The organism is Actinomadura rudentiformis, assembly GCF_008923185.1.
GTDB classification, from domain to species: Bacteria; Actinomycetota; Actinomycetes; order Streptosporangiales; family Streptosporangiaceae; genus Spirillospora; species Spirillospora rudentiformis.
Window position 1 is genome coordinate 131,596 of sequence record NZ_WBMT01000002.1, and the last position, 20,284, is coordinate 151,879.

The window sequence follows — 20,284 nt, forward strand, 5'->3', positions numbered from 1 at the left end:
ACGGATCGGGCGCGGTTCAGCGGGCCGAACCCTCATCGGCGCGGGCACCGCCGTCGGCGCGTACACCGTCGTCGGCGCGGCCGAGCAGCCGCTCCGCCGGGGTGGCGATCCGCACCTGGAGCACGTCGCCGTGCTCGCGGAGCAGCTCGTCCCTGACCGGACCCTCGACGACACGGGGGTGCTCGTCACCGTACTCGCGTACGACATGTGCGTCGGGGTCCTCGGTGGCACTGGTGCCCGCGCGGACCGCCGCCGCTATCAACTCCCCCATCCGGTCGGTCGTGCGCGCCCAGTCGAACTCCGCGGCCCAGGCGCGGCAGTCGGCGGCGACCCGCGCCCGGCGTTCCGGGTCGTCCAGCTCCTTGAGCGCCCGTTCGACCGCGCCGGCCAGCTCCTCCTCATCGGGGACCAGCCAGCCGGTCACCCCGTCGCGGATGGCGTCGCGCAGGCCGTCGACGTCGTAGGCGACGGTCGGAACGCCCAGCGCGGCGGCCTCGGCGACGCACAGGCCCCAGCCCTCGCCCTGCGAGGCGCTCAGATGCAGGTCGGCCCGGCCGACCAGGGCCGCCTTCTCCTCCTCGGACACGAAGCCGTGCAGGACGACGGTCCCGTCGAGACCGCGGGTTGCGATCTCCGCGGCGAGCCGGTCGTGCTCGGGCCCGCGCCCGACGATGCCGATCCGCAGGCCAGGCCGTTGCGGAAGGAGGCGTTCAGCGAGATCGAGCACCCGGTCGACCCGCTTGTGCGGCACCAGCCGGGTCACGCACACCAGCTCAGGGTCGCCGACCGGCTCTGCCTGAACTACTTGACCGGGGATGGTGACCCCGACCGGCACCAGGTAGACCGGGCCCGTCCAGGCCAGCCGCTCCCGGAGCGCGGCCAGCGTGGTGAGGGAGATGGCCGTGCACGCGTGCCGGCGATAGGTCCAGCGCGCGACCGGGCCTTCGAGCATGCAGCCGATCCAGGCGAGCCAGGCGGGAAAGTAGAGGCCGAACTGCTCGTCGTGCACATGGAAGATCGAGCAGAAGACCGGCACCCGGCGCGGCAACACCCAGGGGGTGAAGAACGGGATGCCGTTCTGGCAGTCGATCACCGCGTCGAACCGGCGCCGCCGGAGCAGCAGCCAGAGCAACACCAGCGGGTAGACCGTGAACCGGCCTCCCGTGCGGACGAAGTCCACGCCCTCGACCCGCTCCCGGCGTGCCTGCCCCGGCGCGCGGCACGTCACGTACGTCACCCGGGCGCCCTGGGCCGCGAGGCGCCGAGCCAGCTCCCAGGCATACCGTTCGGCACCCCCCGCCAAGGGGTGCCAGGGATCCCGCCAGTTGACGATCGCCAGCCGGCGGCCCGCGACGCCGCCGGTCATCCCGGCCCGGAACGGCTGGTCTCGGTCACGGGGAACGCGGGCGCCACAGGCAGCGCGGGAAGCGCGGAGGTGACCGGCCGCTCGGCCGTCGCCCCGGGCCGGGAGAGCACGCGCGCGGCGTTGAAGCGGATCCGGGCCAGGTCGCGGAGGCAGGAGAAGGAGTGCCGGCGGACCGAGAAGGTGGTGCCCGGCACGTCCCGCCACTCGACCGGCAGATCGGTGATCGAGGCGCCGCGCCGGGCGCAGTGCATGAGCAGCTCGACGTCGAAGGCGAACCCCGTGGTGCGCAGCTCGGCCGCGGCGGCCCTGGCCAGCGGCCCGGCGAAGAACTTGAAGCCGCACTGGGTGTCGGTCACCCCGCCCGCGAGGTCGCGGATCAGCAGGTTGAACGTGACGGCACCGAACTTGCGCAGCGGGTGGCTGTAGTCCTCGACGCGGGACTGCGGATGGCGGCGGGAGCCGACGACGACGGGACGGCCCGCGTGCAGCAGGCCGACCGCGGTCTTCAACGCCGCCAGCCCGGTCGCCATGTCGGCGTCGCAGAATCCCACGTACGGCGCCCGGGTGGCGAGCAGCCCCTCCCGTACCGCCGCGCCTTTGCCGCGTCGCGCGCATCCGATCAGCCGCACCGGCACAGGGCCGGTCCAGCTCCGGACGATGTCGGGGGTGCCGTCGTCACTGGCGTTGTCCACCACGATCACGCCGGTGGGAAAGGGAAGGGCGTCCAGCGCGGCGCTGAGCCGCGCCAGGCCGTCCGGGAGCCGGGCCGCCTCGTTGTACGCGGGGACCACGATCTCCAGGAGGGAGGACTCGGCTACGTCCATGAGACCTTCGGTGACGCCCAGAGGGCGTCGCTCAGCGCGAGCCGTAGTTGTAGAGCGGCTTGATGACGGGGTCGCTCTGCGAGGCGTTCGACACCTGCACGACGAATACCGACGCAAGGGCGGCCAGCACGACGCCGACCACTGCGGCGATCGCAATTCGCATCAGGGGGTCCTTCTACGTCGGGGGCGGCGGGGGAAGTAGGCGCTTAGCGTACTGGCTGGTACGAAAAATGACCAGAGAATCACCCCCATCACGATTGACCACGCCAGCACCGCGGACCACACCGGAGCGCCGCCGTCCTCGGCCTTCACCGGAGCCTCGATCCGGTAAAGAACCAGGTCCGGCTGGTCCAGCACGGGATCCGCCCCCGCGAGCCTTCCCCGGGCCGGATTCGCCGCCGACGTCTCCGCGTCCAGCGCCACGTACCGGATGCCCGCCGCGCGCAGCCCTTCCGTCAGCGGCCCACCGGCCCGTACCACCTCGTCCAGCCGCCGCGCCCTCGGGTCCTCCGCCCGGATCGTCAGCGAGCCGATCATGACGGCATCACTGACGATCACCCGGCGGCCGAGGTAACGCGGCAGGGCGTCCAGGCTCGTCCGCCCGCCGTTCCAGGAGTACGAGCGGTACGTCGCCCACGGCAGCACCAGCACGTCACCGGGCACGGTGTCGGCCTCGATGATCTTCCGTCCGGCGGCCCACGCCGCCGGGTAGTCCACGGCCTTGAGGCGGCCCGCCGCACCCCACGCCAGCGAGGGCAGCAGAACGACGGGCGCGAGGATCGCGAAGATCGCCAAGGCCGCCCCTGCGGTGTCCGTCCGGGCGGTGTCCACCCTCATGACCCGCTCGACCAGGACGCCCAAGCCCACAGCCACCAGCACGGCCAGCGGCGCCACGTACTGCTGACCGTCCCGCAACACCGCGAAGCCTGGCCAGAGCCCGATCGCCCAGCGCAGCAACCACGGCACGACCGCTCCCAGGGCGGCCAGCACGAAACCTGCCCCCGCAGCCAGCGCCACACCCCGGGCCCATGCCGTCCGGCACCACCACCCGTACGCGACGACGGCGGCCACAACGACGAGCAGCCAGGCGAACGCGGTGACCGGTGCCCCGTAGCCCGCCGGCACCGTCTCGCGGTTCCATGCGCCGCCCAGCAGGAAGAGGCTCCCGAGCGCGCCGAACGGCGTATCGGCCCGCGCCGCGAAGGCCTCCACGCCCACCGTGTCGCCGGGCATGCCCGCGGGGCGCAGCCACCCGGTCACCAGCCACGGCAGGCTCAGCACGACGAGCGCCACGGCCGTCCGGCCGAGCGACCGCCCCCGCTCCCTGCCCGCCGCCGCGATGGCGAGAGCGGTGAGCGCCGAGATCGCGATGGCCGCGAACCCGCCGATGGCCGCCGGTATCAGCGCCCGCACGAGCCGCCGGCCGCCGCCCGCCTCACCCGCCCGGGCCGCGGCGCCCACCACCCAGGGCAACGCCGCGTACCCCAGCAGGAAGGCCCAGTGACCCAGCAGCAGCCGCTCGGCGACGAAGGGGTTCCAGGCATAGAGGACGCCCGCCGCCAGCCTGGGCGCGAGCCGCTCCGAGGGCACTAGCGACGCCGCCGCCGTGCAGGCCATCACGAAGATCGCGAGAAGCACCAGTTTCTGCACGGCGTCCGCCGGCAGCACCGTGGCCAGCGCCGTGACGAAGGCGTCGCTCGGCACATGCCTGGGCACCGTCCCGGTCAACCCGAAGGTCATCCTGGAGAACGCGGGATCCGGCACGAAGACCATGTCGAACGACAACACGAAGCCGGGCGCCAGACCCGGCCCGATCGCCAGCAGTCCCAGCACCAGGCCGGTGAATGCGGCCACCCCATGCCGCGCGCGCCCCATCATCGCGCTTGGACGCTACCGGATCAGCCGCAGGGCCCCGACTGCGCGATGACTTTTGGCGTCGCCGGGGGTCTATGTGGATGAGGCGAGCGAAAGGGGTTTGGCATGCCTGAAAACAGGCTGCGGGTTCCGGGCGCGACACTGCATTACGAGGTTCAGGGATCGGGGCCCGTGCTGGTGCTCATCCCGGCGGCCTTCATGGGCGCGAGCGCCTTCGAGGCCGTGGTGCCCCGGCTGTCCGAGGAGTACACGGTCGTGACGTACGACCCGCGCGGGCTGGCGCGGAGCACGGTCGACGAGCCCGGGCCGATGCCGCCGGAGATGCTGGCGGACGACGTCCGGCTCCTCATCGCGGAAGTGTCGGACGGGCCGGCGTACGTCTTCGGCACGAGCAACGGCGCGATCAACGGGCTCAGCCTGGCCGCGCGGCACCCGGAGGCGGTGCGCACCCTCGTGGCCCATGAGCCGCCGGTCGTCGAACTGCTGCCCGAACGGGAGGAGTACCGGGCCGAGGGCGAGCGGGTGATGGCCGTCCACCGGGAGAAGGGCGCGATCGCCGCCATGCAGGCGTTCATGGTGGGGGCGGGCTTCGCCGAGGAGGAAGGGGGCGAGCCGCAGCCGTGGATGCTGATGATGGAGAAGGACATCGACGTCTTCTACGGGCGGATCTATCCGGCGCTACGGGGGTTCGTTCCCGACGTCGCCGCCCTGCGGGCAGGACCGGCGAAGGTCGTCGTGGCCGGCGGCATCGAATCCAAGGGAGAGACCGCCCATCGGGCCGCTGCCGCGGCGGCCGCGGAGCTCGGCACGCCCCTCATGGACTTCCCTGGAGATCACGGCAGCTTCACCGCGGATCCGGAGGCGTTCGCCCAGGCGCTGCGGGAGGCTCTGCACTGATCTCGGCCGTACTGAGCCCGGCCGCACGGCGTTCGAAGATGGCACGTTCGCGTTCGTTGCGGGTCATGGCCACGGCACGTTCGAACTCCGCGCGGGCCTCATCGGTACGGCCCAGCCTGGCGAGAAGGTCACCGCGGGCCGCGGGAAGCTGGGCGTAGCCGTCGAGCGTGAGCGTGTCGAGGATCTCCAGCCCCTTCGCCGGGCCGTCCGCCATGCCGACGGCGATCGCGCGGTTGAGGTCGACGACGGGCGAGGGCATGACGTGCGCGAGGACCGTGTACAGAGCCGCGATCCGCTCCCAGTCGGTCTCCTCCGGGGCCGTCGCGCGGGCGTGGCAGGCGGCGATCGCGGCCTGGAGGGTGTACGGGCCGATCGGGCCCTCCTGGGCCTCCGCTCGTTCGAGGGCTTCCAGGCCGCGGCGGATCAGGAGGCGATCCCAGCGGGCGCGTTCCTGGTCGAGCAGGAGCACGGGCTCGCCCGCGGGCCCGGTGCGGGCCGGGAGACGGGAGGCCTGGAGCTCCATCAGGGCCACCAGCCCGTGCACCTCGGGCTCGGCGGGCATGAGGCCGGCGAGGATCCGGCCCAGGCGGAGCGCCTCCTCGCACAGCGCCGGGCGCGTCCAGTCGTCGCCCGCCGTCGCCGAGTACCCCTCGTTGAAGACCAGGTAGATGATCTCCAGAACGGAGGAGAGCCGGGCCGGGAGGTCTTCCGGCGCGGGCATCTCGAAGCGCACGCCCTTGGTGGCGAGCGTGCGCTTGGCGCGGAAGATCCGCTGCCCGATGGTCGGCTCGGCGGTGAGGAAACCCCGCGCGATCTCGTCGGTGGTGAGACCGCAGAGCAGCCGGAGGGTGAGAGCGGCCCGGGCCTCGGCGGACAGCACCGGGTGGCAGGCCATGAAGATCAGCTGGAGCAGGTCGTCGCCGATGTGGTCGTCGAGCGCCTCGTCCAGATCGGGCTCATGGTGGGCCGGTAGCCGGCGTCCCAGTTGCTGGAGCTTCTGCTCGTAGGTGGCGCGCCGCCGCACGAGATCGATGGCCCGGTGCTTGGCGGTCGACATCAGCCAGCCGCCGGGATTGGGCGGAACGCCCCTGTCCGGCCACTGTTCGAGCGCGATGACGAACGCGTCCTGGGCCAGCTCCTCGGCGAGACCGACATCGCCGACCATGCGAGTGATCCCGGCGATGACACGGGCCGACTCGATCCGCCAGATCGCCTCGATGGCCGGATGGGAAGAATCGGTGGCCGCCACGGCCACCGATTCAACCACCTCAGGGCCGGAGGCTCACTGGAAGTCCTCCGGGCCGAAGATCTGGAGCACCTCGCTCTCGCCCTCCCAGCCTGTCCACAGGTCCCGGTGGAGCTGCATGAAGCGCGAGCACCACTCGACGGCCTCCTCCTTCGACCGCACCTGGTAGATCGCGTAGCTGATCATTTCCTTGGACTCGGCGAACGGCCCGTCGGTCACGTTCATCGTGCCCGCCGCCACCTCGATCCGGGCGCCCAGCGCGCTCGGCGCCAGCCCGCCCTGGTCAAGGAGCACACCCGCCTTGGTGGCCTCCTCGCCGAGCTTCATGATCGCCTCCATCAGTTCGGGCGGCGGCGGGGTCCCGGGGCGGCTGTCTCTCAAGGTGGCCAGGAATCGCATCGGTTTTTCTCCTTCTGAGGGTTGTCAGGCGTTCGGAACATGCTTGCGGAGGTGGACGGAGAGGGCGCTGAGCCAGGCCCAGACCAACAGGATCGCGGCCGTGAAGGCCAGATTGCCGACGGTGTTCCCGGCGCCCGCGGACATGGCGACGAAGCCTGCCAGGAACAGCGCGCCGGTCGTACGAGAGAACGCCGCCCACCCGCGGCGGCCCGCGGCCGCGAAGTGCCGGCCGAGCACGAAGGACGCCGCGATCAGGCAGGCGAATCCGATCCCGCCCGCGGCGAAGTGGAGCATGCCATGCCAGCTGACCGTCGTGGCGTCGTCCGGCGTGCCGGCCGGAAAACCCAAGGCGGGATCGGCGCGGAAGGCCCCGGCGGCGATCAGGCTCGCGCCGTACACCCCGATCAGGCGCGGCGCCCACCCGCCGAGATCCGGCAGGCGGCGCAGGGCGGCGGCCAGGGCCATGGTGAGCAGGCCCGCCACCACGAGGTTGGTGATCTGGATCCAGCCGAGCTCGCCGTTGGCGAGCAGGCTCCACGCGTGGCGGGTGAAGTCGAATCCGTCACGCGTCAGGCCCTGCGCCACCGACACCAGGACGTAGAGAGGACCGGCGACGGCGCCCGCCGCCAAGAGGGTCCTGGTGACACGGGCGGCCGGGGCGGTGACGGTCTTCTTGCCAGTGGTGTTCGCGGTGATCGTGGCCATCGTTCGTTCCCTTGCTTTCGAGGTTCTTTTCTAGGCCTCGAACGGGGAACGACGGATTCGACACACGACTTCAAGATTTTTTCGGCGGGCCTTCCGCCGGGTGGTCCGGCTAGGCCTCGGGGTCGCGGGGCAGGCCGAGGATGCGTTCGCCGATCACGTTCAGATTGACCTCTGTCGTGCCGCCGCCGATCGTCATCGCGCGGGAGGCGAGCAGGTAGCGGGTCCACCTGCGGCGGAGGCCGGACCGCCAGTCGCCGGTCAACGCCCCTTCCGGACCCAGCAGGCCGAAGCCGTACTCGGTGACCTGCTGCCCGTGCTCCATCGCGACCAGCTTGCGCACGTTCGCCGTCGCGCCCGGGTCGGTGCCCGACAGCTGCTTGAGGGTGGCGCGCAGCCCCAGCAGCGCGAACGCGTGCTCGTCACAGGCAAGCCGGCCGAGATTGTCGCGGACGAGCGGGTCGCCGGCAAGGCCCAGCTCGGTGGCGAGCTCGACCAGCTTGGGCACGTCGCCGCCGAGCTGGAACGAGCTGGTCAGGCCGACCCGCTCGTTCGCCAGCGTGTTGCGGGCGACCCGCCAGCCCTCGTTGACCGGGCCGACCACGAGCTCGTCCGGCACGAAGACGCCGTCCAGGAAGACCTCGTTGAAGACCGCGTCGCCCGTGCACTCGCGGAGTGGGCGGATGTCGATGCCCGGCGACGTCATGTTCACCAGGAAGTAGGTGATGCCGTCGTGCTTGCGCCGGTCGGGGTCGGTACGGGCGATGCAGATCCCCCACTGGGCGTCGCGGGCGAGCGACGTCCAGATCTTCTGGCCGGTGATCTGCCAGCCTCCTTCGACCCGTTCGGCCCGGGTGGTCAGCCCTGCCAGGTCGGACCCGGCACCCGGCTCACTGAACAGCTGGCACCACACGATCTCACCGCGCAGCGTCGGCGGCAGGAAACGTTCCTGCTGCTCGGCGGTCCCGTACTGGACGAGTGAGGGCACCACCCAGGCGGCGATCATGAGCGGTACGGGCCGTACCCCGGCGGCCTTGAGCTCCTGCTGGATCACGATCTGCTCCAGCGGCCCGGCCGCTCTGCCCCATGGCTTGGGCAAGTGCGGCGTCACCCATCCGCCTGCCGCCATCGCCGCGCGCTGGGCAGGCATGTCCATGGCGGCCAGGGCGGCGACCTCGGCGCGGATCTCCTCCCGCAGCGACTCGGCGCCGGCTCCGGCCAGCTCGATGTCCATGGGACGCCGGACGCCCTCGATGGCGAGCGCCGCCACCTGCGCGTGCGCGGCGGACGTGCGGCCGAGCAGGGCTCGCAGTGTCAGCGCACGGCGGTAGAGGAGATGGGCGTCGTGCTCGAACGTGTAGCCGATGCCGCCGTGCACCTGGATATTGCCCTCGGCGCATTCGACGGCCGCGTCGGCGGCGAGGGCGGCGGCCACGGCCACGGCGTACGCGCGCTGGCGCTCGTCCGGCTCGGTGAGCGAACGCGCGGCGTCCCAGACGGCGGCGCGGGCCCGTTCGAGGGCGATGAGCATGCGGCCGCACTTGTGCTTGACGCCTTGGAACTGCCCGATCGGACGGCCGAACTGCTCCCGCAATTTGGCGTACGCGACGGCGTCGTCCAGGGAGCGGGCCGCGACGCCGCACGCCTCGGCGCCGAGGACGACCACAGCGAGGTGACGGGCGTCCACCTCGGTCAGGAGCCGTTCGGCGGCGGGCACGTCGGTGACGGTCACCGCGCCGGCCGGGCGGGTGAGATCGAGCGCTTCGAGGGGCTCGACCGCGATGGCGGTGTTCGTGGTGTCGAGGACCATCCACCGGCCATCCTCGACCGGGAGCACGAAGAGATCGGCGAACTGGGCGCCGAGCACCGGCTGGACGGTGCCGGAGATCCGCCCGTCCTGGACCACCAGGGCGTTGGCGCCGTCGGCGAGACCTACGGCGGCGGTGCGGGAGCCGTCGGCGAGCCCGGGCAGCAGCTCGCTCTTGAGCTTGTCCGAGCCGCCCGCCTCGATGAGCGCGGCGGCCAAGACGGTGGGCGTGTACGAGCCGGGCGCGAGTGACCGGCCCAGCTCTTCGAGGGCCACGGCCTGGTCGAGGAGGCCGAAGCCCTGCCCGCCGTACTCCTCGGGAAGGTGCAGCCCGAGCAGCCCCTGGCCCGCGAGCGCGCTCCAGAACTCCGGGCGAACGGGCGGCTCCCCCCGATCGGCGGCGCCGACCGCGGCGCGTACGGCCTGCGCGGTGATGTGCCGTTCCGCGAACCCTCGTACGGACGCCGCCAGCGCCTCGTGTTCCTCGGTCAAGCCGATCGCCATGACTCGCACCTCTCCTCAGGGTGAGCCATAGCTTATTAGAACGTGATTCGGTCAGGGCCAGAGTGTGGCGACCAGCATTCCCACGAGCATGATGATGAACGCCCCCATGACCGCGGCGGTGATCAGATCCTGCCGCCGGACGGCCTCGGACGCGCCGCGCTCCACCGTCCCGCCCGCCTCGATGATCGGCAGCGGGCCGGTGGGAGCGTCGTCGTCAGGGTTCTGATCGTTTTCCGCCACAGGGGCAGAGTAGGGGAAACGTCAGGGAACGACCTTGAGCTGCGACACGAACTGGTTGAGGTCTGGCCACATCCGGCGATGGGTGTTGGGCAGCGAGGCGAACACCACGCCCGGGGACGGACGGCCGGTGTCGATGATCGCGGCCACGACGACCTCGCCGGTGGCCCGCACCCCCGCGCGCTTGTACGTGAGGTACGAGGCGATCAGCCACCCTTGGCGGCCGCCGATCGTCAGCGGCTGAGAGGCCAGCGGCGTCTTCTTGTGAGGGAAGGCGTAGTAGCTCTGCTCGAACCCGGAGGCGGCGAGCGCGGCGACCGTCTTGACGCTCTGCGGGCCCTTGTAGGCGCTCCGCAGCGTCGGGACCAGCGTGCCGGTGAGCAGCTGGCCGTACCACATCTGACCGCCGCGCTTCTCGGTGACGACGATCTGCTGGCCGGACCAGCCCGTGACGCCGAGCTTGTTCTTCTTGGTCGGCACCTGCCAGGGGGCGGCGAACCGCGGGTACGAGAGCCCCGAGTGCGCGTCGGTGACCCGGCTGAGCATCCTGCTCGGCCGGCCGGCGAACCTCTGGAACGCCTTGTCAGGCGGCAGCTGGACCTTCGGCACATCCTGCCCGGCGGGGTTGCCCGCGGCCGGGCCGCCCGACCTGCGCTCGGGGGACGCGGGCACGGCGCTGTCCCGGCCCTTCAGGAAGTAGACGCCGCCTGCGGCCACGACGGCCACCGCGAGCAGCCCCACACCGGCGATCAGCACCAGCCGGGACCGGCCGCCCTCATCCTCGATCACGTCGTGGCGGGGCGGAGCGGGAGGCGTGGGCACGCTCGCACGATCGGCCCCAGCGGACGCACTGGCCGCACCGGACGTGCTGGCCGCAGCAGACGCGCTGGCCGCAGCGGACGCGCTGGCCGCGCTGGCCGCGCTGGCCGCGCTGGCCGCGCCGGTGTCGGCCGCGCCGGCATCAGCTGCCCCGGCGTCGGCGGCCTTGGCCGCGCTTGACCGCTCCGAACGCCCGGACCGGCCGAACCTGCTGCGCTTGCCGCCGTCGGCGCTGGTGCCGAGCATCGCGTCGGCGGACTCTTCGTTGTCCATCCAGTCCGGCATCTGCCAGTTGCCGGAGCTCGGCTTGCCCGGCTTGGGCGGGGTGGCGGGCCCGGTGGGCGAGACGGGCGCGTACAGGTCGTTCCCGGCCCCGGCGTCCCCGCCCTGGCCGTCGAAGAGCGAACCCTCCCACGCCTGCTGGCCGCCTGCGACGGGCTGCCCGTTCTCTGACTCCGGCGCCGGAACGGGCGAATCGGCCGGCAGCGACTCAGGCTCGGCACGTTCGGCGGCGACGGGACCGGGCGACGGCTCCCCGGCGATCGTAGCGAGACCACCGGTGGCGTCGTCATCCGCGGACGGCACGGGCGCGACCTTGATGTCATCGGGTTCGGCGGCCGACTCGACCTTGCCCCACACGTCGTGCGGGGGCCCGGTGGCCGGCTCGGGCTCGACCTCGGTCGGAGGAGGGGCCACCACCTCGGGCATCTTGGCTTCGGTCTCGGGGAACGACATCCTGCCCGGAGACTCGTCGGGGCCGGTCACGGCCGCCGCGCCCTCGGGCCGGTCCGTCTCCTGGTCACGCCCCGCGGCATCATCACTCATCTCGGTCCAGCGCATGACGCGCTCCCCCTGATCGGACATGCGGCACACGTTACGCGAAGATCAGCCTTTGCGGACCGGCCGGTAATCACGCGCAGGACACATCTTTCTATCGCCTCAGTGATGTCCAGGAAGGGCATGGTCACCCCCTGTGACCAGCGGATTGTTTGCCAAACGCTCCCTGGCCAGCAACGTTCCGCCCGCCACGGCCCCCGGCATGGCGAGCACGGCGCCCAGGGGGATGAGGAAGACCACAAATGTGGCCGCGCCGAATCCCACTGCCATCAGCCGGTTCTGCCTGAGGATCGCGAACCGCGTCTTGCGACGGACACCGCGCCGTTCGAGCGCGATCGACGTCAGCTCGCCCGCGAGGAAGTACCCGGAGACGCACGCCGCGATGACCGGCACCACGGTCTGGCCGATGATCGGCAGGAAGCCGCACACGAAGAAGACGACCGCGAAGCTGAGCGCCACCGCGCCGAGCAGCAGCGCGTCCCTGATCGCCCGCCCGATCTGCACCAGCAGGGACTCGTCCGGCTCGGGCGGCGCGCCGCCCTGCGACTCCTCCACGTTCACCGCGATGCGCTCGTAGAAGGGGTCGCCGACCATCAGCGTGATCGCCGTGAACGTGATGATCGCCAGGAAGGCCGCCGCACCGAAGATCGCGATGCCGGCGATCACCCGGACCAGCGACCGCAGGGTCTCCGACCAGCCGTCGGCGAAGGGCGTCACCCAGCCGGCCAGGCCGTCCAGGTTCCGGCCCAGCATCACCAGCGCCGCCACGTAGACGGCCAGCACGATGAGCGCCGGGATGAGCCCGAACAGCCACTGCCCGGGACGCCGCGCCACCCAGCCGAGCCCGCGGAAGAGGTAACCGACGCCGGTGAAGAAGGCCGCGAGGCCCCGCTTGGGCGGCAACACCTGCTCGGGCGTCTGCTCCTGCGCCGGTCCCTTCGCCTGCGCCGGCGCCGGCCCTTGCGACGGCGCCTGCGACGCCGGAGCCCGGGGCGGCGGTGCCTGAGGCGGCGGGCCCGGCATCGGCGGCCGGCCGGAGTACGGCGGCGGACCGGCGGGCGGGGGACGGCCGGGATCGTACGGTTGGTTCACGCGTCCAAAGCTATCGGGCCAAAAGGCCCGCCATGGCGCCCGCCGGGCACTACCCGGTCATGGGGTCCAGCGGGGGTCGCGGCCCGACAGTGCCAGCGCGCGTTCGAACGCGGTGCCCGACCCCAGCGGCACGGGGTCAGCGAAGCCGTCGTACTGCCGGTACAACTCGGCGTGCTCGTCGACGACCTTCAGCAACATCTCGCCGACCGCGTCGGAGACGTGGAACTCCTGGCCGGTGGCCCTGGCGACGTCCCAGCCGTGCACCGCCGTCTCCTTGATGATCAGCTGCGCGACCTCGGACGCCGGGGACGTGGCGAACCCGAGGTCGATCTCGCCCTCCCAGGCCGCCGGATCCGACCAGGCCGCGACGGCCCGGTCGAGCTGCGCCGCGTACGCCTCGGCCCATCCCTCCTCACCCGCGAAGTCCCGTTCCGTCAGCTCTTCCGGGATCGGACGCCGCTGGGCACGGCGCTCAAGGCCGTGCGAGGTGTAGAGCACCCAGTGGTTGACGAGCGCCCGGACGTCGTACTCCGCGCAGGGAGTCACATCGCCCAACTGGTCGGCCTTGACGCCACGCGCGATCCGAGCGGCCTCAGCGGCACATTCCTGCATGTACGTGTGGAGTTCGTTCATGGGTAAAACCCTAGGTAAACGCCCCTGTCGCCCTCTTGAAGAAACGCGACAAAGTACCCTGGGCGGATGAGCCCGCGAGGTGTGCTGCACCCGGACGAGAACGCCTTGTTCGTGGATACGGCCACGCACGATCCCGCGCCTGAGGCGGCCCCGTTCGTGGAGTTCTACTGGCATGTCCGCTGGCGCACCCCGAAGCCGCACGACACGAAAGTGCTCGCCCATCCCAACGTGCACCTCGTCTTCGAGGAGCCCGAGCCGCTCGTCTACGGGGTGGACCGCGGCCTGTTCGTCCGGCGGCTGGAGGGTGAGGGGCACGCCCTGGGCATCAAGTTCCGGCCCGGCGGTTTCCGTTCGTTCACCGACGGGCCCATCATCGACCTCGCCGACCGGCGCGTTCCCGCGAGCCGGTTCTTCGGGCCGGAGATAGCGGACGTCCACCGGGCCGTCCTCGACTCCGACGACCCCGCGGCCGAGGCGGAGGCGTTCCTCCTCCCCCGGCTGCCCGCCAAGCCGGATCCGCTGGCCGAGGAAGTCGCGGAGATGGTCGGGCGCATCACCGACGATCCCTCGCTCACGCGCGTGGCAGAGGCCGCCCGCACCCTCAGCATGTCGACCCGCACGCTCCAGCGCCTGTTCGCCGAGTACGTCGGCGCGAGCCCCAAGTGGGTGCTGCGCCGGGCCCGCCTGCACGAGGCCGCGGCCCGCGCCGACCAGGGCGGCACCGTCGACTGGGCCGAGCTCGCCGCCGACCTCGGCTACTCCGACCAGTCCCACCTCACCCGCGACTTCACCGCCGCGGTCGGCACCTCACCGGCCGCGTACGCGAGGGCATGATGACTCCGGAAGACCTCGTCCGGCTGCGGCGGGCCCGCGACACGATGGACCGCGACTACGATCAGCCGCTCGACGTCACGGCGCTGGCGCGGGCCGCCCACATGTCGCCGGGCCACTTCTCCCGCAGCTTCCGCGCCGCGTTCGGAGAGACGCCGTACAGCTACCTGATGACGCGCCGCATCGAACGCGCCAAAGCGCTCCTGCGCCGCGGCGACCTCACCGTGACCGAGGTCTGCATGGAGGTCGGCTGTACGTCGCTGGGCTCGTTCAGCTCCCGCTTCACCGAGCTCGTCGGCGAGAGCCCCAGCGCCTACCGTGCTCGTGACCACGACGAGGGCACCGCGATCCCGGCCTGTTACGCCAAGATCTACACCCGTCCGGTCCGGAACGCCCAAGCCAAGCGCACCTCAGAGGCATAGATGGAACTCAAGCTCTCCCACTGCTTCATCGCCGTCCATGATCACGACAAGGCGCTCGCCTTCTACCGCGACGCGCTCGGCCTCAAGGTCCAGAGCGACGTCTCGTTCGAGGGAATGCGCTGGGTCGCCCTGACCCCGCCCGGCCAGCCCGAGGTGGAGATCGTCCTGGAGCCGCCGAACGCGGACCCGAACGCGTCCGAGGCCGACCACCAGGCCATCACGGACCTGATGGCCAAGGGAATGCTGCGCGGGGTCATCTTCAGCACGGACGACTGCGACGCCACGTTCGAACGCATCGCTGCCTCTGGCGCGGAAGTCCTGCAGGAGCCCAAGGACCAGCCGTACGGCGTCCGCGACTGCGCCTTCCGCGACCCGTCCGGCAACCTCATCCGCTTCAACCAGCCCCGCAAGGCCTGAGGGTCAGGGCTTGCGGCCCACACCGCCGTACGCGTCGCTGGGCTGGGGCGCGCCGATCTCCGTCGGTTCGGGCCGCCAGAACGGGCACGAGACCACGCCGGGCTCGACCAGTTCGAGGCCCTCGAAGAAGCGCGCGATCTCTTCCGGGCTGCGCAGCGTGTACGGCACGGCGCCGCCCTCGTTGTAGTCCTCCTGGGCCTCCTCGACCGCCTCGCCGGACACGGCGCTGGAACCGTCGTTCAGCGAGAGGTAGCTGCCGGACGGCAGGGCGTCCAGGAGCGTGCGCACGATCGAGCGCGCCTGGTCGCCGTCCGCGACATGGCCCATGATCCCGCTCAGGATGAGCCCGACGGGCTGTGCGAAGTCCAGCGTCTTGGCGGCGGCCTGCAGGACGTTCTGCGGGTCGCGCAGATCGGCGTCGAGATAGTCGGTCATGCCGTCGGGGTGGCTGTTCAGGAGCGCACGCGCGTGCACCAGGACCAGCGGGTCGTTGTCCACGTAGACGATCCGGGAGCTCGGAGCCACCCGCTGGGCGACCTCATGGGTGTTGTCCACGGTGGGCAGCCCCGTGCCGATGTCGAGGAACTGCCGGATCCCGGCCTCGCCCGCCAGATACGCCACCGACCGCGTGAGGAAGCCCCGGGACGCGCGAGCGACGTCGGCGACGCCCGGAAACGTCTCCAGGTACTGGTCGCCGGCCGCCCGGTCGACCGGGTAGTTGTCCTTGCCACCGAGCCAGTAGTTCCAGATCCGCGCCGAATGCGGCACCGATGTGTCGATCCTGTCTGAAAGCCTGGCGTAGGACTGCTCATCGGTCATCAGAAGGCTCCATTCCGAGGGGAAGTCATTCCAAGAAGGAAGTCCGGGCCCTCATCTTGACCGCAAACCGCCCATCCCAACAGGTCTTCCGCCCCCACCCAGCTCACCCGGCGCGTCCAGCCGGAAGGTCGATCATGCGCGCGACCGGGACGAAGGCGGCCACCCTCGGCACCGCCATTCGCCCCTGAAGAAGGACCGTCACCCGCCTCGGCAGCGAGCCACTTCTCCGTTATCCGATTCTTACGGACCTGTGACGAGACCGTGCTTCACATTCTCCTCGCGAGTTCCTCCTGTCACTTTGGTCTCAGTGAGCACCTCGCTCACCTAAGTCACCCCGTCTCCCCCGCAGTGGAGCGGAAGAGGAGGATCCGTGCGACATCAGCCATACCGCCGTCAACGCCGGCGTACCGCCGCCCTCGCCGTGGCCGCGGGCATCAGTCTGCTTGCAGCCGCCCAGCCCGCGATGGCCCGACCAGTGATACGCACGGCAGCCGCTCCATCGATCAGTTGTCCTTCGGTGAACGATCGATTGCCGCAGATCCCAGCGACCGCCAGAGCGGAGGTCGATCAAGAACTGGCCCGGCTGAACACCCAAATCACCGAAGCCAACCGGCGGTTGGCCGGCTCAGCGGGACAGGGCGGCCCCAACTTCGTCCAGAACGCCATCCTCGGGCCACTCAAGGACAAGCGTGCCGCGACCCTGGATCGCATCGCCATCGCCATCGGCCGATCGGCCCAGCGCCCCACCGGCCTGGACGCCCTGGCCGCCTGCACCCTCACACCCGACGGCTCACAACAGCCGGGCGGCCAGCAACCGGGTGACCAGCAGCCTGGCGGTCAGCCGGCCTCCGGCCCCGTACGAGCGGACTTCGTCGACATTCGCTCGGTGGCGCCCAATCTGAGGCTGCCGCGCAGGACCCCGAACGCCTCCACCGGGTTGTTCTCCTCCCAGTGTGGCCGCAACGCCCAGGGACAGCACAACTCTGACAACGTCATCGTCGCCCCTGGCGTTGACAACGGCGCCCACCATGTCCACGACTACGTCGGCAACACTTCCACCAGCGGGCAGTCCACCGACGAGAGCCTGGCTGCCGCAGGCACCACCTGCGTCAACGGTGACCAGTCGACGCACTACTGGCCGGTCCTGCGCGCACGCGACGGCGCGGCTGCCGACGCCAACGCCCCCGGCGGCGGCCTGGACGGCAACATCGGAAGGATCCTCACACCTGCCGGCGTTTCACTGCGGATGACCGGCAGCCCGGTCGGCAAGGTCACCGCGATGCCACGCTTCCTGCGCATCATCACCGGAGACGCCAAGGCCTTCACCAACGGCGGCGCCAACGCCAGAGCCTCGTGGACCTGCACCGGGTTCGAAAACCGCCGCCTGACCGACAAATACCCGCTCTGCCCCACCGGCAGCCGGGTGCAGCGAATCCTGCAGTTCCAAAGCTGCTGGGACGGCAGGAACACCGACAGCGCCAACCACCGCACCCACGTCGCCTACCCCGCCGCTGACGGCAGATGCCCAGCGGGGATGACGGCCATCCCCATGCTGGAGCAGCGCATCACCTACAACGTTCCCCGCGGCGTGCCGTTCGCTCTGGACACCTTCCCCGAGCAACTCCACAAGCCCGTCACCGACCACGGCGACTTCATCAATGTCATGTCCGACGCACTGATGCAACGCGCCACCACCTGCATCAACACAGGACGCCGCTGCCGCTGACCGGCCTGGGGGCGGAGCCTCAAAGGAGGGCTGCCCGAGCGAAGCAAGGTCGATCACATCCGAGCGAAGCGAAGGAAGGGGAGGGGGTGCGGGGGCGGAGCCCCTGCATCGGGGGGTTCCGGGGGGTCGCCCCCCGGGTGAACATGCCGAAACAAGAGTGGCCTGGAAGCTTTCGCTTCCAGGCACACTTGTCCCACGAGTGGAGGTGGCGGGAATCGAACCCGCGTCCTTCGATGATGAGTCAGGGCTTCTCCGGGCGCAGCCTGCTAGTCGTTTTCTCAGCCCCGGCACTCACGCAGGCAAGTTGCCGACGGGCTCAGCCACTGTTAGATGTTCCTGTAATCCCCGCGGCCGGGACTACAGGTGGAGTCTCCTAGCGATGCCAGACCCCGGGGCGGAGACTCACCCGGGCTGACAGAGTCGCTACTCGCCTCAGGCGGCGAGAGCGAACTCGGACTGCTTCTTGTTGGCAGTTATTGGTTTGCTGTCACAGGATTTACGAGGTCACGACAGCAACCCTCGACCCGCTTCCCCTGGCTCGACCTACCGAAGTCGAAGCCGGTCACCCCCATGTTGAGTTGTCAAAGCGGACGCCTGGACGTCCGCAACAAGACGCTACATGGATAACGCGGGCGATGCCAACGGGATTCCCCGGGGCCAGAAAGAGTGACGCCCCGGTGGGCGACGAGCTAGTCGCGCCCACCGGGGCCGACCGGCAGGGTCGGGCCGGTCCGGACGGCAGAGCCTCCCCCGAGACGAGGCTCTGGTCTCATCACGGCGACTGAGTCCGCAACCCCCCAAGCGGTGTCTCAGTCACCTATAAAGACGTCCGGAACCCCAGGGATGGTTGCGGCCAAAATGTAAAGAGATAACAAAGCCGCAACGATCAGCCGGAGGAGCGTGGGATCTGGTCGTTGGGGGCCAGGAAGCGCTTGACCAGGGCGGCAGCGTTGAACTTGCCCTCGACGGCGATCGCGAAGGCGAACTCGGCGCGGAAGCCCACGAACCACGAGACGGTCTTGCCGTTGGTGGTGACGGTGGCGGTCATGCCGGACACCGGATTCGGGCCGACGTTGGCGTCCTTGGCCGTCCCGCGAAAGACCGACCTGCGAAGCAGGTACTTGAGCTCGAGGACCGCGGTGGCCGCCAGCGGATAGCCGGTGATGCCGGTCTGGGCGTCACGGGGGTTCGTCAGCATGAACGCGGGGCGCCAGGTGCCGTTCGCGACGCCGCCGGCAGCCAGGGCCATGGCCAGCGGGCTGACCTCCACGCCGCCCTCGCCGATCATCATCGCGGCCTTCTCGGCGTCGTTGCGGGGGACGGGCATGGTGCCGGTGAACGCCGGGACGGACATGCCCCAGTCCTTGCCGAGCCCGAACCTGCCGGCGGCAGCGGTGAGCGCCGAGGCGTCCAGGCGGCTGCTGAGGGCGGCGAGCGTGGTGACGCAGGACATGATGAAGTTCGTGTCGAACCTGCCCTTGCCGCGCGCGGGGCCCGGATTGGTGAACGTGCGGCCGCCCACCTGCACCGACGCCGGGCAGTCGGTCTCGGCGTCCCTGGTCATCCCACTGTTGAGCAGCGCCTCCGCACCGACCACGCCGAACGTGAGCCCGGGCGGGTAACGTCCTTCGAGGGCCTTGTTCTGGCCGTTGGTGAGGTGGTTGGCGACGGCCTGGACGGCGCCGGTGGCGGGGTTGACGACGGCCATCGAGGCCGGGTAGGGCAAATCGGCGAGCGCGTAGTCCGCCCGCCTCTGAACGTCGCCCCTCAGCGTCGTCCGGACGGGCTCCGAGCGGAGGCCGGGCCAGGAGCGCAGTTCCTCGACGCTGCGGCCCACCGCGTCCTGGGCGATCACACTGACGGTGGGGGTGCCGGCGAGCCGGCGCTGCAGGAGCAGTTGCAGGCCGCTGACGCCGATCGTGTCGCCCGGTTGGTACGGGGCGCCGACCTGCTGGAGCCGGTCGTTGGTGGCCGGGCCGAGCTTGCCGACGAACTCGGGTGCGGCGGCCGGGTCGATGGGCGCGGTGGTGGGTTTGGTCTGCAGGCCGGGGACCTGGCTGAGCTGCTGGCCTATGCCGTTCGTGGACGGCCCCTCGACCGTCAGCAGCGGGAGGAACTTCTCCGGCGGGGCGGACCGGATGCGCCCCACGAGCCGCTGGGTGTCGAGAGTGCGGGTGCCGTTGAACCGCAACGACTTGACCATCTCCTGGATGGTCTTCTGCGGGTCGGCCAGCTCGCCGGGGACGACCCCGATGACCTGCGCCGGTACGGTGCGCAGCAGGGACTTGCCGGTCGCGTCCAGGATGGGGCTGCGCCGGGGCGCCTGGGAGACCACGGCGAGCCGCTGACCGGCCTTGAGCCGCGGGTGGATGATCGATGGATCCCAGACGACCTTCCACTTGCCCTTGATCCGCTTGAGCTTCATCACGCCCGTGTAGGTCCAGGGCTCGCCGTTCTCACCCAGGTCGATCTTGACCGCGAAGCGGGCCTCGGCCTCCTCCCCGTTCTTGACGATCGCCTTGCCGGGCTCCTTGCCCGCCGGAACGGGCTGGCCCAGCGCCAGCTTCATCGAGGCCGCGTCAAGCTGGTTGCGCAGGCCGGCGAGGGCTCGCGCCACCTGGTCCTGACCGGCGCCGACCGTGTGCTTGGCGGCGGCGTCGTAGTTCTCGACCTGCCAGGCCACGAGGAAGTCGCGCACGGTCGGCATCGCCGACTGCTCGGCGAAGCAGGCGGAGGTGCCGGCGCCCACCAGCACCACGCAGGACGTCACCGAGATCACCCGGCGCCGCACCGTCACCACGCCCCTGCGGCCTCGGTTGCTCATGGACACC

At 70.9% G+C, this 20,284-nt stretch carries 19 protein-coding genes and 1 other RNA gene; 5 read left to right on the forward strand and 15 right to left on the reverse strand.

All coding sequences use genetic code 11. The features are described from left to right. Positions 1-16: 16 nt before the first annotated feature. Genes F8566_RS04160 through F8566_RS04170 form a run of 4 tightly spaced genes read right to left on the reverse strand, consistent with a single transcriptional unit; the run spans position 17 to position 4,068 of the window. The gene (locus tag F8566_RS04160; RefSeq protein ID WP_151558200.1) at positions 17-1,366 is read right to left on the reverse strand and encodes a glycosyltransferase family 4 protein; all 1,350 of its coding nucleotides are present in this window, start codon (positions 1,364-1,366) and stop codon (positions 17-19) included. Then, entirely contained in the window at positions 1,363-2,190 is an 828-nt protein-coding gene (locus tag F8566_RS04165; RefSeq protein ID WP_151558202.1) for a glycosyltransferase, read from the reverse strand. Before F8566_RS04165 ends, F8566_RS04160 begins: the two co-directional genes overlap by 4 nt. A gap of 31 nt (positions 2,191-2,221) precedes the next feature. Then, positions 2,222-2,353, reverse strand: coding sequence for a hypothetical protein (locus tag F8566_RS52175; protein ID WP_264159285.1), 132 nt, complete (start codon positions 2,351-2,353; stop codon positions 2,222-2,224). Continuing rightward, on the reverse strand, positions 2,353-4,068 hold the full coding sequence (locus F8566_RS04170; protein WP_192809509.1) for a hypothetical protein: 1,716 nt from the start codon (positions 4,066-4,068) through the stop codon (positions 2,353-2,355). Before F8566_RS04170 ends, F8566_RS52175 begins: the two co-directional genes overlap by 1 nt. 102 nt (positions 4,069-4,170) lie before the next feature. Between F8566_RS04170 and F8566_RS04175 the strand changes: the two genes are divergently transcribed. Continuing rightward, positions 4,171-4,962, forward strand: a complete 792-nt coding sequence (locus F8566_RS04175) for an alpha/beta fold hydrolase (RefSeq protein WP_151558204.1) — start codon at positions 4,171-4,173, stop codon at positions 4,960-4,962. Here the strand turns inward: F8566_RS04175 and F8566_RS04180 are convergent. The 8 genes from F8566_RS04180 to F8566_RS04220 all read right to left on the reverse strand — a co-directional run bounded on the left by F8566_RS04180 (position 4,910) and on the right by F8566_RS04220 (position 13,238). Next, complete coding sequence (locus F8566_RS04180) at positions 4,910-6,211, reverse strand: RNA polymerase sigma factor (protein WP_225992862.1); 1,302 nt, start codon at positions 6,209-6,211, stop codon at positions 4,910-4,912. The genes F8566_RS04175 and F8566_RS04180 overlap by 53 nt on opposite strands. 33 nt (positions 6,212-6,244) lie before the next feature. After that, entirely contained in the window at positions 6,245-6,607 is a 363-nt protein-coding gene (locus F8566_RS04185) for a YciI family protein (protein WP_151558205.1), read from the reverse strand. A gap of 24 nt (positions 6,608-6,631) precedes the next feature. Beyond that, a complete protein-coding gene (locus tag F8566_RS04190; protein ID WP_151558207.1) occupies positions 6,632-7,312 on the reverse strand; it encodes a DUF998 domain-containing protein in 681 nt (226 codons plus the stop codon). A gap of 109 nt (positions 7,313-7,421) precedes the next feature. Then, positions 7,422-9,620 carry an acyl-CoA dehydrogenase gene (locus tag F8566_RS04195; RefSeq protein ID WP_151558208.1) on the reverse strand — a complete coding sequence of 733 codons (2,199 nt, stop codon included), beginning with the start codon at positions 9,618-9,620 and terminating at the stop codon, positions 7,422-7,424. Between the two features lie 51 nt (positions 9,621-9,671). Beyond that, positions 9,672-9,860 (reverse strand): hypothetical protein, encoded by a 189-nt coding sequence (locus F8566_RS04200; RefSeq protein WP_151558210.1) that lies wholly within the window; start codon positions 9,858-9,860, stop codon positions 9,672-9,674. Positions 9,861-9,881: 21 nt separating this feature from the next. Next, positions 9,882-11,540, reverse strand: a complete 1,659-nt coding sequence (locus F8566_RS49650) for a hypothetical protein (RefSeq protein WP_192809510.1) — start codon at positions 11,538-11,540, stop codon at positions 9,882-9,884. Positions 11,541-11,615: 75 nt separating this feature from the next. Next, positions 11,616-12,605 (reverse strand): EI24 domain-containing protein, encoded by a 990-nt coding sequence (locus tag F8566_RS04215; RefSeq protein WP_225992863.1) that lies wholly within the window; start codon positions 12,603-12,605, stop codon positions 11,616-11,618. Positions 12,606-12,662: 57 nt separating this feature from the next. After that, positions 12,663-13,238 carry a TIGR03086 family metal-binding protein gene (locus F8566_RS04220; protein WP_151558214.1) on the reverse strand — a complete coding sequence of 192 codons (576 nt, stop codon included), beginning with the start codon at positions 13,236-13,238 and terminating at the stop codon, positions 12,663-12,665. Between the two features lie 66 nt (positions 13,239-13,304). Between F8566_RS04220 and F8566_RS04225 the strand changes: the two genes are divergently transcribed. From F8566_RS04225 to F8566_RS04235, 3 genes are read left to right on the forward strand one after another with little or no spacing between them, the layout of a single operon-like run. After that, positions 13,305-14,072 carry a helix-turn-helix domain-containing protein gene (locus F8566_RS04225; protein ID WP_151558216.1) on the forward strand — a complete coding sequence of 256 codons (768 nt, stop codon included), beginning with the start codon at positions 13,305-13,307 and terminating at the stop codon, positions 14,070-14,072. Beyond that, positions 14,072-14,491 carry a helix-turn-helix transcriptional regulator gene (locus tag F8566_RS04230; protein ID WP_151558999.1) on the forward strand — a complete coding sequence of 140 codons (420 nt, stop codon included), beginning with the start codon at positions 14,072-14,074 and terminating at the stop codon, positions 14,489-14,491. The genes F8566_RS04225 and F8566_RS04230 overlap by 1 nt, the downstream gene beginning before the upstream one ends. Next, positions 14,492-14,908, forward strand: a complete 417-nt coding sequence (locus tag F8566_RS04235; RefSeq protein ID WP_151558218.1) for a VOC family protein — start codon at positions 14,492-14,494, stop codon at positions 14,906-14,908. It begins immediately after the preceding gene. 3 nt (positions 14,909-14,911) lie between these two features. On the opposite strand, the gene F8566_RS04240 is transcribed toward F8566_RS04235, so the two are convergent. Next, complete coding sequence (locus tag F8566_RS04240) at positions 14,912-15,727, reverse strand: SAM-dependent methyltransferase (protein WP_151558220.1); 816 nt, start codon at positions 15,725-15,727, stop codon at positions 14,912-14,914. 517 nt (positions 15,728-16,244) lie between these two features. Between F8566_RS04240 and F8566_RS04245 the strand changes: the two genes are divergently transcribed. After that, on the forward strand, positions 16,245-17,453 hold the full coding sequence (locus F8566_RS04245) for a DUF1996 domain-containing protein (protein ID WP_225992864.1): 1,209 nt from the start codon (positions 16,245-16,247) through the stop codon (positions 17,451-17,453). Between the two features lie 197 nt (positions 17,454-17,650). Here F8566_RS04245 and ssrA read toward each other — a convergent pair. Both ssrA and F8566_RS04255 read right to left on the reverse strand, forming a co-directional pair. Further along, positions 17,651-18,023, reverse strand: a transfer-messenger RNA (tmRNA) gene (gene ssrA, locus F8566_RS04250). A 316-nt stretch (positions 18,024-18,339) separates the two neighbouring features. Beyond that, positions 18,340-20,277 (reverse strand): penicillin-binding transpeptidase domain-containing protein, encoded by a 1,938-nt coding sequence (locus F8566_RS04255; protein ID WP_225992865.1) that lies wholly within the window; start codon positions 20,275-20,277, stop codon positions 18,340-18,342. Positions 20,278-20,284 lie beyond the last annotated feature (7 nt).